Below are 14440 nucleotides of genomic sequence, written 5' to 3'. Positions count from 1 at the left end.
CTCCGCTTAATCTACAGAAACGGAATCCTGATGCATTTCATCGGTGGATGTTCTCGGTCTGCCGAGTTCTTCCTCCGCCTGTGTTTCACTCTTAATATCAATTTTCCAACCCGTAAGCTTAGCAGCAAGGCGAGCATTTTGTCCTTTGATACCAATAGCAAGAGAAAGCTGATAATCAGGCACAATAACACGCGCCATTTTCTCTTCTTCAAACACCTGCACTTCGAGCACCTTGGATGGACTCAGCGCATTAGCCACGTATTCATCAACATTATCGGAATAACGTACAATGTCGATTTTTTCGCCACGCAGCTCGTTCACAATAGTCTGTACACGTGTTCCTCTAGGACCCACACAAGAGCCGACCGGATCCACCTCGGCGTTACGGGAATGAACCGCGATTTTAGAACGGAAGCCTGCTTCACGCGCTACGGAACGAATCTCTACAACACCATCAAAAATTTCAGGCACTTCGAGTTCGAACAAACGCTTAAGCAGACCCGGATGTGATCGGGACAGCATAATTTGCGGTCCTTTGGTTGTGTTTTCTACTTTGGTAATATAAGCCTTAATTCGATCCAGATGGCTAAATTTCTCATTAGGCATCAATTCGCCTAACGGGAGAACCGCTTCCACCTTACCAAGATCAATATAAATGTTACGTGGGTCTTGGCGCTGTACAGTTCCTGTTACAATATCTTCTTCCTTGTCCACAAACTTGTTGTAGATCAGTCCCCGTTCCGCTTCGCGGATACGCTGGGTCACGACCTGCTTCGCAGTTTGTGCAGCAATCCGTCCAAAATCACGTGGTGTAACTTCAATTTCAGCGATATCTTCCAACTGAAAATGCGGGTTAATCTCACGAGCCGCAGGCAACGAAATCTCGGTGCGAGGATCCAATACCTCCTCAACGATCAGCTTGCGGGCATATACCTTAATGACTCCCGAGTTGCGGTTCATATCAACACGCACGTTTTGTGCGGTGTTGAAATTCCGTTTGTAACTAGAAATCAAGGCTGCTTCAATGGCCTCAAACAGCACATCCTTGCTGATCCCCTTTTCTCTTTCCAACTCGTTCATTGCTTCAATAAAATCCATACTCATGGATTACTGCTCCCCCTTTCAAATGATGCACCTGCGTACTGGTCGGCACACGAGGCAAAAAAACATGTAGTACATGTCAAACAGCAACAGTCAAATCTGAATTAAAATATGATCGCGAGCCTTGCACCAGCTACCTTGTCATAAGGTATAGCATGCTTCTTTTGTCCGCTTTGAACGGTGAGTTCCCCATCTTCAAAAGAAAGCAAACGACCTTCAAATTCCTTCAGGCCGTTGATCGGCTCGTATGTAGTAACGAATACGTTTTTGCCTACCGCTTTAGTAACGTCCTCCGCTTTTTTTAGCGGTCTTTCGGCGCCTGGTGAAGACACTTCCAGAAAATATGCTGTAGAAACAGGGTCATTTTCATCCAACTTTTGACCCAAATATTCACTGATCATACTGCAGTCGTCCAGATCAATTCCTCCGTCTTTGTCTACAAAAACGCGAAGAAACCAATTACTGCCCTCTTTGACATACTCGACATCGACCAGTTCAAAACCATGCTCTTCGAGGTAAGGTTGGGCCATTTCTTCTACTACTGATTTGATCTTTGGTGTGCTCAAAGATTATAACCTCCAAAAGTGAACTTTCCTGTGTTGAAAAAAAGATGCCCTATTGCATGGACAATGCTTCTCCATCACCGGCATTTTCATTTTCATTTGATGTAATGTTCATTTCGGGCTCACTGCAAATAAACCGGCGTACCGGTTTCGTGCCCAAAAACAACCTTTTCACGTTGTAACTGTATATCAAACAGTAAAGAGTGGGTTTCCCCACTCTTTTAGCAACGGTTTTATCTCCATGATTACCAAAAAAATTATAACATAACCGTAGTTATGTGACAAGTGCCAGAGCTTGACTACTGTGGTTTGGATTAAAACAGAGACAGCTGATTACTCTCTGGAAGACCTCGAAAGCAACCCATCTGAGACAGCATTTCGACAATGGTTTTACTAGCCTTCGATTTTTGTTGAAAATCCTCGACAGACAAAAATTCACCATGTTCACGGGAGGCTGCGATGTTACGTGCCGCGTTGTCTCCAATTCCCTGAAGAGCTCCGAATGGCGGAATGAGTGAATCTCCATCCACCTTGAAGCGTGTAGCTTCGGAACGGTACAAATCAATGGATTTAAAACTAAACCCGCGAGCCGTCATTTCCAGAGCCATTTCCAGGATCGGAAGCATCCCTTTTTCTTTGGGAGGTGCCTGAAAACCGAGTTGCTCGATTTCGACAATCTTCCGCGCGATTGCATCATATCCCTGACAGCACAGCTCAATATCAAAATCGGCTGCACGTACTGAAAAGTAAGTCGCATAATATTCAATCGGATGATACAGCTTAAAGTACGCTGTGCGCACTGCTGAAATAACATACGCTGCAGCATGCGCCTTCGGAAACATGTACTGGATTTTCAGACAGGAATCAATGTACCACTGTGGCACCTTGCATTTTTTCATTTCCTCAATCCATTCAGCACTAAGCCCCTTACCTTTACGTACGCTCTCCGTAATTTTAAAGGCCAGACCTGCGTCCATGCCTGCCTTGTAAATCAAAAACAGCATGATGTCATCACGACAACCAATTACAGTCTTGATGTTACAAGTATTATTCTTAATCAGTTCCTGTGCGTTCCCTAGCCATACGCCCGTGCCGTGAGACAGTCCGGATATTTGCAGTAAATCGGCAAAAGAACTTGGCTGCGACTCTACTAACATTTGGCGCACAAACTTCGTCCCCATCTCTGGTACACCATAGGTTGCTACAGGCGTGCGGATTTGCTGGGGTGTAACACCGAGCGCCTCCGTGGAGTTGAACATGCTCATAACCTTAGGATCATTCATTGGAATGGTCGTAGGATCGACACCAGTCAAATCCTGAAGCATCCTCATCATGGTCGGATCATCATGACCCAGAATATCGAGTTTGAGTAAATTCGCATCAAAAGCGTGATAATCAAAATGCGTTGTTTTCCATTCCGAGCTTGTATCATCGGCGGGGTACTGTACCGGCGTAATATCCTCGACCTCAATATAATCGGGAACAACGACAATTCCGCCTGGATGTTGCCCGGTACTGCGTTTGACCCCTGTACAGCCCGAAGCCAGCCTATTCAGTTCAGCCCCACGCCATTTTTTATGATGCGCCTCTTCATATTTCTTGGCAAAGCCAAAGGCTGTCTTCTCGGCAACGGTACCGATGGTTCCAGCACGGAATACACTTTTCTCACCAAACAGTACTTTCGTATAGTTATGTGCGACAGGCTGATATTCGCCAGAGAAGTTCAAGTCAATATCGGGAACTTTATCTCCCTTAAACCCAAGAAACGTTTCAAACGGAATATCCTGTCCCTCACCCTTCAGTTTGCCGCCGCAATTCGGACAATTTTTGTCCGGCAAATCAAATCCACTCGGCACACTACCGTCCAAAATCCATTCGCTATGTCTGCATTCAGGATTACCGCAAATATAATGTGCAGGCAGTGGATTAACCTCGGAAATACCGAGGAAGGTAGCGACCACAGAAGATCCAACAGACCCCCGTGAACCTACCAGATATCCATCCTTATTAGACTTTTTAACCAAGCGCTCGGAAATAAGATAGTTGGCAGAGAAACCGTATTTAATAATCGGCTCCAGTTCTTTTTCAAGGCGAGCTACAACCACCTCGGGCAATTCCTCACCATAGATAGATTTAGCCGTCTCATAGCAAGTGTTACGGATTTCCTCGTCCGCCCCATCCAGCAAAGGTGTAAACAGCTTGTCAGGGAACAACTCCAGCTCCTCAAATCGATCCGCCAACTCACTGGTATTCTTCACAACGACTTCATAGGCTTTCTCCTCGCCCAAAAACTCGAATTCTGCCAGCATTTCGTCTGTGGTGCGTAAATGCGCATCAGGCTTACGAATATCTTTTAGCGGACTAAATCCCGTAATGCCATGTATCGTAATATCACGGTACAACTTATCGCGCGTTTCCAAATAGTGAACATTGCCTGTGGCAATTACGGGCTTATCAAGTCGCCGCCCAATTTCGCATACTTTGCGTATTGCCGTTTTCAGAGCATCAGGCCCGCTTACCAGTTGTTTTTCTACTAAATGCATATACATCGTCAAAGGTTGAATCTCCAACACATCATAAAACTGTGCTATTTCCTCGGCTTCTTCCTCGGACTTGTTCAACACAGCCTCGAAGAACTCTCCTTTTTCGCAGCCAGAAATAATAAGCAGTCCGTCTCTCATTTCTGACAATTTTGATTTAGGAATGCAAGGCACACGCTTGAAATATTCGGTATGAGACATCGAAACCAGCTTGTACAGATTTTTTTTACCAATCGGATTGAGGGCATAAATACAACAGTGAAACGGACGAACGGTCGATAAGTCCTTACCCACATAATCATTCAGACGATCGAGCATTTTTAAACCCTTAATTTGTTCCGCATCATTCAGCAAGCCATTCAGCACTTCAGTCAGTGCGACTGTATCGTCAATGGCTCGGTGATGGCTTTCGAGCGCCACTTTATATTTGGTCGTCAGCGTATTCAGACGATGGTTTTTCATTGTTGGAAACAGTAAACGAGCCAGTTCGAGCGTATCCAGTACCGGATTGGTCATTTCAGGCAAACCCATATTTCGAAGGGTGGCCTGGATAAAACCGACATCAAAACGCGCATTATGGGCAACCAATACAGCATCGCCAGCAAAAGCTACAAACTCCTTCATAACAGGTTCTACATCCGGCGCGTCCTTGACCATTTCATCGTTAATGTTGGTCAGTTGCTGTATATTATATGGAATGCGCTCATGCGGATTGACAAAGGTAGCATAACGATCAATTTCTTTGCCATCATGCATTTTCACAGCTGCAATCTCAATGATTTTATTCTGTGTAACCGATAAACCGGTGGTTTCAATATCAAAAACGACATAAGTCGCTGTTTTCAAATTTAATGGCTGTGCCTGCATTACAACCTCAACGGCATCATTAACCACATTGGCCTCAACACCGTAGATCATTTTAATGCCGTTTTTCTTTGCAGCCTTAGCAGCATCAGGGTAGCACTGCACTCCGCCATGGTCGGTGACTGCAATCGCCTTGTGCCCCCATTTGGCGGCTGTTTTAACGTATTGATCAATCGAGGCAACAGCATCCATTGCGCTCATCTTTGTATGGAGATGGAACTCGACTCGTTTTTCCTCTGCTTTATCCTTACGTGTGGGTGGAGCCTGTACTTCAACTAGATCAGAGGGAATCATAACCAGCTCGGGAATTTGCATAAAACGATCATATTCAACTCGACCCCGTACTTTGACCCATTTCCCGTTAGCCAACAAGCTGAGGATCTTCAGATCTTCTTTAGTTTTAGCAAACATTTTCATTTGCAGGGAATCACTAAAGTCGGTCAAATAATACGTAAACAACGTGCTGCCATTGCGCAATTCTTTACTATCCAAACCGAAGATTGTTCCTTGTAAAGTGACTTTCTTCTCTTCGTCCTGAATATCTTGCATCGGAACAGCCGGTTCTTTGATGTCATAACCGAATTGAAGCCGTACGTCTCCTTCTTCTTCATCCAAAGGCGGCATTTCGGATTCCATACTTTCCATCATCTGCTGAATGACTTCGCGTTCTTCCTGCATTTTTTTCTCTTGGAATTGCTGTAACGCCTCCTGGTTACTTTCACCCACCTGGACTTTAATGCGCATAGAAAGCCCGAAATATTTATCGTAAAATTTGATGATAGCTTGATCTATCTGCTTTTTACGCGCCAGTTCCAACGACATACCGTCGCTCATCGTTAGCAATAATAGACCGTCGTCCCACTCATGCACAGCCCGATTCATCCAACCGTTAACCGATGGAATCTCACGATGTACCCACTCTAGAAAAAGTTTCCAGTATTCACTGATGATATCACCAGGCTGAATCTGCTCACTGTACTGAAAACGGAACGTAATTTTTGCGATGTGACTCATTTTTTCCTGTACTTGAATACAGAACGTACGATACACCTGAGCGGGGACCAATGTCTCCTTGGCAATGGTGATGTTCCAATCCTTATTGGTTCGGCTAATCTCCACTTGGTCAATCCAACCGTCCAAAAAATAAGGTTCAACCACTCCCGCCGGCATCCCAACTTGCTTCATTAGCAGTTCCAGCCGCTTTCTCTTTTCTTCAGCTCCGCCCATGGCTCTCCCCCCAATTTCAAATCTAGCATTCTGAAAACATGAAAAGCTTCTGCGTCAAAAACATCTCCGACCGCAAAAGCTTTTCGTAGCCCTCTTCAATCCTCTTCACAACGACACATAGATCCTTCGGGACATTGTCCCGTAACAGTTACCATGTCAGCGAAGAGAATGAAGTGAGTATAGTGGTATTGCCCTACTTCTATATTAGTACGCCCGTGCGAACACTACTGTATGCTTGGCAGGTTTGCCACAGCACAAACATGTGGACTTTTGCTCGTTTGTTTTAAACGGTATATTACGACTTGTAGCACCTGTCACTTCTTTAACTTTATCTTCACATTCTTCAGATCCGCACCAGCCTGCCAAAGTAAAGCCGCGTTTTTCTTCCATGAGAGTCTTCATTTCATCCAGCGTATCAACGGAATAGAAGTTTTCTTCCATGAAATTTTTCGCACGATCAAACATCTCCTGCTGTACCTGTGCGAGCATCGCGTGTACTTCCTCAACCAGATTATCCTGCTGCACGATTTTTTTCTCACCGCTGATACGGGATACGAGCACACAGACACCGTTTTCCATATCACGCGGCCCGATTTCCAGACGAACCGGCACACCGCGCATTTCATATTCATTAAATTTCCAGCCTGGGCTTACATCGCTGCGGTCGTCCATTTTAACACGCACTCCAGCTTGTTTCAACTGAGCGAATAGTTCATCTGCACGAGCGATAACGGCATCACGCTTCTTAGGTGGCCCAATTGGAACCATAATAACCTGCGTAGGCGCAACTTTAGGAGGCAATGCCAGACCACGGTCATCTCCATGGACCATAATCAGTGCGCCGATCAAACGTGTACTTGTTCCCCATGAAGTCGTATGCGCGAATTCCAGGTTGTTTTCACGACTCAAATATTTGATATCAAATGCAACCGCAAAATTAGTTCCCATATAGTGGGAGGTACCAGCTTGTACCGCCCGTCCATCCTTCATCATCGCTTCCAGTGAAAATGTATCCTTCGCACCTGCAAACTTTTCAGAAGGTGTTTTCTGTCCAGTAATAACCGGAATAGCCAGAACTTCCTCAATAACCTCACGGTATACTTCCAGCATTTTCATCGTTTCTTCACGTGCTTCTTCTTCTGTTTCATGGGCCGTGTGACCTTCTTGCCACAAAAATTCACTTGTGCGCAAGAAAGGCAGCGTGCGTTTTTCCCAACGCACTACATTAGCCCATTGGTTAATAAGCACAGGCAGATCACGATAGGATTGAATCCATTTGGAGTACATATGACCAATCATGGTTTCCGAAGTCGGACGAATTGCAAGACGCTCTTCCAGCTTTTCCCCGCCAGCCTCGGTTACCCAAGGCAGTTCAGGATTAAACCCTTCGACATGCTCTTTTTCCTTTTGAAAAAAGCTTTCTGGAATGAACATTGGAAAATAGGCATTACGGTGACCTGTTTCTCTGAAGCGCACATCCATGGCTTCCTTGATATGCTCCCAAATTTCAAAACCATCGGGGCGGAATACAATACATCCGCGAACAGGGGAATAATCCATCAGTTCTGCTTTTTTAATAACATCAATATACCATCGGGAAAAATCTTCACTCTGCGGTGTAATTTCCTCGACAAACTGTTTATCGTTCGACATAGAAATGCATGTCCTCCCATACAGACCGTTTTTTATATAAGTCCGTCTCTAATTAACCATTAATTAAGCGTAAAATATCGTTATACGTGACCGCAATCATAAGCAGGAATAGCATAGCAAAACCAACGAAATGGACCATACCTTCCCTACTCGGATCAACGGGACGTCCTCTTACCGCCTCCACACCAAGGAAAACAAGTCTGCTTCCATCCAGCGCCGGAATAGGCAATAAATTAAATATCCCCAAGTAAAGACTCATTATAGCAGTCCAATACGTCAACTGCTCAATCCCCTGCTTGGCAATTTGCCCTGTCACTTCAAAAGTACGTACCGGGCCTCCCAGGTCATTGATAGAAAAACGTTGGATGAGCTGGCTAAATCCTTGGAAAATAATATCGGTCGTTCTGACCATAGATTGGCCGGCAAATTTGAACGTTTCTCCCACACCTGCTTGGCGTTTTGGAAGTTCGGGTACAATACCCACCTTGCCACCCTTTTGTCCTTCCATAGCACGAGGTGTAATCGTAAGATCAAAGGTCTTACTATCACGGCGAACCGTCCACTTCATCGGCTTGTCTTGAGAATCCGCAATCAGTTTGATCATGTTTTCAACATTTGCACCAATGGCTATTCCATTCACCGATTCGATGATATCTCCCTTATGCAAATCAGCTTCAGCGGCAGGCATACCTGCTGTAATTTCACTAATTTGGACATAAGTCGGGTTGTCCACTTGTATGCCGACCATCTGAATATGCAGACCAAACAAAATAAAAGCAAGAATAAAATTCATCAGGGGTCCAGCAAAAATAGCCATCGCACGCTGTCCTACTGTTTTACTCCCGTACTGCCGATCCTTGGGTGCAATCTGAATGGATTGACCTTTGGTTACCATCATCGCTTGCGGATGTACAGTGTATTGCTGATCTTCGCCATCCACATCCAATTTTAAAGTTAATGACTGTTCCAGATCAATATCCAACACTTCGCCGCGCACCACATTTTTACGATTATCCAGTTGATCTAGATAGATGGTTTTAACGACGTCATCCGTTACGCGTACAGCAATCGTTTGTCCGGCCTCAATTTCATTGACCTCCGGATCCTCTCCCGCCATGCGGGCAAAGCCACCGAACGGCAACAAACGCAACGTAAATCGCGTCTCGTTTCTTTTATAAGAAAACAGTTTCGGACCGAAACCGATCGCAAACTCCCGTACCAGAATCCCGGCGCGTTTGGCAAAATAATAATGCCCCCATTCATGCACCGTCACTATGACGAAAAACATGAGCACCGTCATCAACACTATTTGAATCGTTTCCAATCGTTTCTGTTCCCCTTTCAATGAGATCGAGTTTGTCTTCCTAGATTATCATTATTCTCCGATCCCGCACAAGAGAATCACATTTCGTTTCTAACCCAACATTAGCCTACAACCCCGCAGATATGCTACGAGTCTCTTCGTCACAGGCTTCAATTGCAGAAAGATCAGGATTAGCCACATTGACATGCCGCTCCAGCACACGTTCAATAATAGCTTCAATATGCAGAAAAGAAATTTCTCCACGCAGGAAACGGGCAACTGCAATTTCATTAGCCGCATTAAATGCGGTCGGTGCTGTACCACCCATTTTACCACATTCGAAGGCAAGCCTTAAACAAGGAAAACGATTATAATCCATTTCCTTAAAATGGAGTTTACCCACTTCAGCTAGTGACAACGGCTTCGCCGGGGACTTCATACGCTCAGGGTAAGTCAATGCATATTGAATGGGTACTCTCATGTCCGGATTCCCAAGTTGAGCAACAATGCTTGTATCCTGAAACTCAACATAGGAATGAATAATGCTTTCCGGATGAAGCAACACATGAATGTGCTCATAATCAAGTCCGAATAGCCAATGCGCCTCAATGACTTCCAGCCCCTTGTTTACCATCGTTGCTGAATCAATCGTAATTTTGGCCCCCATTGACCAATTGGGATGCTTGAGTGCATCTTTCACTGTAACTTCACGCAACTGTTCTCTTGTCAAATCTCGAAAAGAACCCCCTGATGCTGTGAGGGTAATATGTGCCACATCTTTCATACGCTCACCATTCAAGCATTGGAAAATAGCTGAATGCTCACTGTCAATCGGCAGCAACGGCACTCCTTTCGCCCGAGCCCGCGCTGTGACCAGATGACCAGCAGTAACCAGTGTCTCCTTATTGGCCAAACCGATCTGTTTTCCAGCCTCAATCGCGGCCAGCGTGGAGTGCAATCCGACACTGCCCATTACAGCCGTCACAACCATATCCGCCTCCGTGTTCGCAGCAAGCTCAACGAGTCCTTCATTTCCCCAATACAGTTCCATTCCAGAAGGCAGTAAAGGACGAATTTCATCCGCCAACTGCCGAGTACCCACAGACACTTTTTTGGGTTTATAAAGATGCGCCTGCTCAGCAAGTAACTTTATATTAGAACCACCTGCTAAAGCCTCAACAGTAAACTGATCCGGGTGCATGGACACTACATCCAGCGTTTGAGTTCCAATAGAACCGGTTGAACCAAGTACCGTAATTCTTTTCATGATGCACCTTCCTATCCTGAAAATCACTTTTATCCAGGAGCTCATTGATTATTATTCAGGCAGCTATGCTACTGGTTCCAACCTTCTAGTAGCGCAGAGTGAGCAGCATAGAGATTAGCCTGAGCATAAACTGTAATCAATAGACTCATGGAAGCAGCATCAGCATATGTACAAATGGAAAAACGACAATCCAGCTGTCGCAACGGTCTAGTATACCACCGTGCCCTGGCAGCAGATTACCGGAATCTTTAATGCCGTACACTCGTTTGTATGCAGATTGTACCAAATCGCCCAGTTGTCCCACAACTGCACATGACAAACCGATGCCGATGGCTTTGCCCCATGGCAGCAGTCCACCCGATAATCCAGCGAATACAAGAGCTATAACCAACGCTAAAACGATGCCGCCAATGGATCCTTCGACCGTTTTATTCGGACTAATCGCAGGCCATAATTTCGTCTTTCCTGCCATTTTGCCTACAAAATATGCCCCTGCATCACTTGCCCAAATACAAGCCAATAATAAAAATGTCCATAACAGTCCATGTTCCATATGACGTGATTCCGCAATATACGAAAATCCAAACCCTATATAAACGGTACCAAGAAATAATATAGCTACCGTTTGAATCGGGATTTTATTTTTTGTTCCTACCGTGATGATCATAAAAGCTATCATTACCAGCCAAAGCATACTGGCAAAGGGTAAGGGTGAGTGCAAGCCAAAAGGTTCATACGGGAATACAAAAGCTAATATGCTTACGTATCCAAGTATTGCTGTACCTCCAAAAGGAGATACCTGCGTCATTCGTGCGAACTCATAAAATCCGATTAGGGCCATCGCCAATATAAGCAAATGGTAGGCCAAGCCGCCCCACAGGACCATCGCCAAAAAGAATATGCCTGCCAGAATACCGGTAATTAATCTCTGTCTCAACGGCTTTCATCCTCCATTTACTTCAGTCCGCCATACCGTCGTGTTCTTTGCTGATATTCGATCACTGCTTCGTATAAGTGTTCTTTCTTAAACTCAGGCCAATAAATATCAGTAAACCACAACTCACTGTAGGCAAGCTGCCAGAGCATAAAATTACTAAGTCTAAGCTCACCGCTTGTTCGAATCAGTAAATCAGGGTCTGGCATACCGCTAGAAAGCAACGTACTACCGATCAGCTCAGATGTTATATCTTCCGATTTAAGCTTCCCATCCGCAATTTGACGGCCCAATGTTTGCATGCATTCGGTGATTTCCAACCGACTTCCATAATTTAATGCAAAATTAAGAACAAGTCCGGTATTATTTTCAGTTCGTCGAGTCGCTTCAGTCAGCGCTTCAACGGTATGGGAAGGTAAATGTTCTTTATTGCCCATCATACGTACTTGCACATTTTTTTCAATCAACTCATCTAGCTCAATAGCCAGAAATTCCTGCGGTAAGCGCATTAGAAAATCAACTTCGTCCTTTGGACGCGTCCAATTTTCAGTTGAAAATGCAAACAAAGTCAAATACTTAATACCCAGTTCATCCGCTGCAATTGCTGTGCGTTTCACTGCCTTCATTCCATTTTGGTGCCCTACAATCCGCGGCATTCCAATCCGTTTGGCCCATCTGCCGTTCCCATCCATGATGACAGCAACATGCTGCGGAATATTGTCTTTTGAAATGGCCGGTATTTGCTGTTTTTGTTCCCCGTTCCACCAAGACCGAACCCGTTTGATCATTCCAGTTCCTCCAGCATTCTCTGAAAATGTGCCTCAGGCTTGAAAAGAGACAAACCCCACCGTAAGGGAGGGGCTGCCAATCTTTTAGACTTCCATAATTTCTTTTTCTTTTGCAGCTAAAACTTTATCCACTTCAGCGATAAACTTATCAGTTGTTTTCTGGATATCTTCCTGATGTTTACGAGATTCGTCCTCGGAAATATCACTTTTCTCCAATTTTTTGATGTCATCATTGGCATCACGACGAATGTTACGAATAGCGATCTTCGCTTCTTCACCGTTCTTCTTTGTCAACTTCACCAAGTCAGTTCTGCGCTCCTCCGTCAAAGCAGGAATGCTAAGACGAATGGTGTTACCGTCATTCGAAGGTGTCAAACCTAAATCGGATTTTTGTATAGCGCGCTCGATATCGGCCAAGGAAGATTTGTCCCAAGGCTGAATCATCAAGGTCCGGCTGTCAGGTGTATTGATATTCGCCAGTTGGTTGACTGGAGTCATTGCACCATAATACTCTACCTGTACACGGTCCAGTAAAGCTGGTGTCGCCCGTCCTGCACGCAAAGATGCAAGATCACGTTGCAATGCCTGGATTGCTTTTTGCATGCGTTCCTCAGCACTCTTTTTCACAGATTGTGGCATTAATTTACACTCCCTTTGACGATCGTACCAATTTTCTCACCCAGCACGACACGTTTAATGTTACCTTGCTCTGTAATAGCAAAGACAATCAACGGAATATTGTTATCCATGCACAACGAGGAAGCAGTAGAATCCATGACACCGAGATTTTTGTTGAGCACATCCAAATACGTAAGCTGCTCATATTTCTCAGCTGTGCTATCTTTAAACGGATCAGCAGAATATACGCCATCCACTTTATTTTTAGCCATCAGAATCACTTCCGCTTCGATCTCAGCGGCACGCAGTGCAGCTGTAGTATCAGTCGAGAAGAACGGATTACCTGTACCTGCTGCAAAAATAACAACCCTACCCTTTTCTAAATGACGGATAGCTCTACGACGAATGTAAGGTTCTGCAATCTGTTGCATCGCAATGGATGTTTGTACACGGGTAGGTACCTCAATCTGTTCCAAAGCATCCTGTAAGGCCAGTGAGTTCATCACCGTTGCCAGCATACCCATGTAATCTGCCGTGGCCCGGTCAATTCCGTTGGCACTTCCAGCAATACCGCGCCAGATGTTACCGCCACCACACACGATAGCAACTTCTACTCCCAGTTCCACTACGTCTTTGACTTGTTCGGCAATGGATGCAATCGTATCCGCGTCAATACCGTAACCGTTAGGACCTGACAGCGATTCACCACTAACTTTCAGGACAACACGCTTAAACACAGGTTTTTCCAAATGATCACCCTCCAATATCATTTATACTTTATGTAACAGGATAGGTGTCCTGTTGCAAGAAATGGAACACTGATGTGTCCCATTTCCATTTTTCCATATGCGATTACCGTTCGTTGGTAATTATTGTTTCACTTGAGACATAACTTCTTCGTAGAAGTTGTCTTCTTTTTTCTCCAGACCTTCACCCAGTTCAAAACGAACAAAGCGACGCAGGGAGATGTTTTCGCCAATCGTACTGATTTTTTCGTTGATAAGCGTGGAGATTGTTTTGTCTGGATCTTTGATGAAAGATTGCTCCAACAAACAGAACTCTTCATAGAACTTACCAATACGGCCTTCAACCATTTTTTCAACAATTTTTTCTGGTTTACCTTCGTTCAGCGCTTGTGCTTTCAGGATTTCTTTTTCTTTTTCGATCTCTTCCTGTGGCACTTCTTCACGACGAACATAACGAGGGTTCGATGCAGCGATATGCATTGCAATGTCGCGTACAAAATCTCTGAACTGGTCTGTTTTAGCTACGAAGTCTGTTTCGCAGTTTACTTCTACCAGTACGCCGATACGGCCGCCAGCATGAATGTAGGATTCAACAACACCTTCAGTAGCAATACGACCTGCTTTGTTGGCTGCAGCTGCAAGTCCTTTTTCGCGCAGAACTTCAACCGCTTTTGTCAAATCACCGTTTGCTTCTTCAAGCGCTTTTTTACAATCCAGCATTCCTGCGCCTGTTTTTTCACGAAGCTCTTTTACTGCGCTAGCATTAACTGCCATATTATTTCCCTCCAAATTTGATTTTCAGTGGTATACCGTGCTTATTCCTTAAAAAAAGGGTA

At 44.8% G+C, this 14440-nt stretch carries 11 protein-coding genes; all 11 read right to left on the bottom strand.

Annotation, left to right across the window (positions count from 1 at the left end; translation table 11 throughout):
• Positions 1–6: 6 nt before the first annotated feature.
• Positions 7–1104 carry a transcription termination factor NusA gene (gene nusA / locus MKY75_RS09690; RefSeq protein WP_013309927.1) on the bottom strand — a complete coding sequence of 366 codons (1098 nt, stop codon included), beginning with the start codon at positions 1102–1104 and terminating at the stop codon, positions 7–9.
• 101 nt (positions 1105–1205) lie between these two features.
• Positions 1206–1667 (bottom strand): ribosome maturation factor RimP, encoded by a 462-nt coding sequence (rimP, locus tag MKY75_RS09685; RefSeq protein ID WP_029517020.1) that lies wholly within the window; start codon positions 1665–1667, stop codon positions 1206–1208.
• Between the two features lie 311 nt (positions 1668–1978).
• Positions 1979–6295 carry a PolC-type DNA polymerase III gene (locus MKY75_RS09680; protein WP_029517019.1) on the bottom strand — a complete coding sequence of 1439 codons (4317 nt, stop codon included), beginning with the start codon at positions 6293–6295 and terminating at the stop codon, positions 1979–1981.
• A 204-nt stretch (positions 6296–6499) separates the two neighbouring features.
• Positions 6500–7948: a proline--tRNA ligase gene (proS, locus tag MKY75_RS09675; protein WP_039274666.1), complete on the bottom strand. Its 1449-nt coding sequence runs from the start codon at positions 7946–7948 to the stop codon at positions 6500–6502.
• Positions 7949–8000: 52 nt separating this feature from the next.
• Positions 8001–9272: an RIP metalloprotease RseP gene (rseP, locus tag MKY75_RS09670; RefSeq protein WP_069011406.1), complete on the bottom strand. Its 1272-nt coding sequence runs from the start codon at positions 9270–9272 to the stop codon at positions 8001–8003.
• Between the two features lie 106 nt (positions 9273–9378).
• On the bottom strand, positions 9379–10518 hold the full coding sequence (locus tag MKY75_RS09665) for a 1-deoxy-D-xylulose-5-phosphate reductoisomerase (protein ID WP_340885099.1): 1140 nt from the start codon (positions 10516–10518) through the stop codon (positions 9379–9381).
• 145 nt (positions 10519–10663) lie between these two features.
• Positions 10664–11455, bottom strand: a complete 792-nt coding sequence (locus MKY75_RS09660; protein WP_029517015.1) for a phosphatidate cytidylyltransferase — start codon at positions 11453–11455, stop codon at positions 10664–10666.
• A 17-nt stretch (positions 11456–11472) separates the two neighbouring features.
• Positions 11473–12240, bottom strand: a complete 768-nt coding sequence (locus tag MKY75_RS09655; RefSeq protein WP_039274672.1) for an isoprenyl transferase — start codon at positions 12238–12240, stop codon at positions 11473–11475.
• An 84-nt stretch (positions 12241–12324) separates the two neighbouring features.
• The gene (frr, locus tag MKY75_RS09650) at positions 12325–12879 is read right to left on the bottom strand and encodes a ribosome recycling factor (protein ID WP_029517013.1); all 555 of its coding nucleotides are present in this window, start codon (positions 12877–12879) and stop codon (positions 12325–12327) included.
• Positions 12879–13607: a UMP kinase gene (gene pyrH / locus MKY75_RS09645; RefSeq protein ID WP_013309918.1), complete on the bottom strand. Its 729-nt coding sequence runs from the start codon at positions 13605–13607 to the stop codon at positions 12879–12881. Before pyrH ends, frr begins: the two co-directional genes overlap by 1 nt.
• 120 nt (positions 13608–13727) lie before the next feature.
• Positions 13728–14378 carry a translation elongation factor Ts gene (tsf, locus tag MKY75_RS09640; protein WP_013309917.1) on the bottom strand — a complete coding sequence of 217 codons (651 nt, stop codon included), beginning with the start codon at positions 14376–14378 and terminating at the stop codon, positions 13728–13730.
• Between the last annotated feature and the right edge of the window lie 62 nt (positions 14379–14440).

Source organism: Paenibacillus sp. FSL L8-0663 (assembly GCF_038008125.1).
Classification (GTDB): domain Bacteria; phylum Bacillota; class Bacilli; order Paenibacillales; family Paenibacillaceae; genus Paenibacillus; species Paenibacillus polymyxa_D.
The sequence above is the reverse complement of the archived record's forward strand: the minus strand, read 5'-3'. Positions and strand labels throughout refer to the sequence as shown.

Excerpts from the sequence above, each read along its gene's own strand:
- nusA (WP_013309927.1), bottom strand. The coding sequence starts at position 1,104 with ATGAGTATGGATTTTATTGAAGCAATGAACGAGTTGGAAAGAGAAAAG.
- MKY75_RS09680 (WP_029517019.1), bottom strand. The coding sequence starts at position 6,295 with ATGGGCGGAGCTGAAGAAAAGAGAAAGCGGCTGGAACTGCTAATGAAG.
- proS (WP_039274666.1), bottom strand. The coding sequence starts at position 7,948 with ATGTCGAACGATAAACAGTTTGTCGAGGAAATTACACCGCAGAGTGAA.
- MKY75_RS09665 (WP_340885099.1), bottom strand. The coding sequence starts at position 10,518 with ATGAAAAGAATTACGGTACTTGGTTCAACCGGTTCTATTGGAACTCAA.
- MKY75_RS09655 (WP_039274672.1), bottom strand. The coding sequence starts at position 12,240 with ATGATCAAACGGGTTCGGTCTTGGTGGAACGGGGAACAAAAACAGCAA.
- frr (WP_029517013.1), bottom strand. The coding sequence starts at position 12,879 with ATGCCACAATCTGTGAAAAAGAGTGCTGAGGAACGCATGCAAAAAGCA.
- tsf (WP_013309917.1), bottom strand. The coding sequence starts at position 14,378 with ATGGCAGTTAATGCTAGCGCAGTAAAAGAGCTTCGTGAAAAAACAGGC.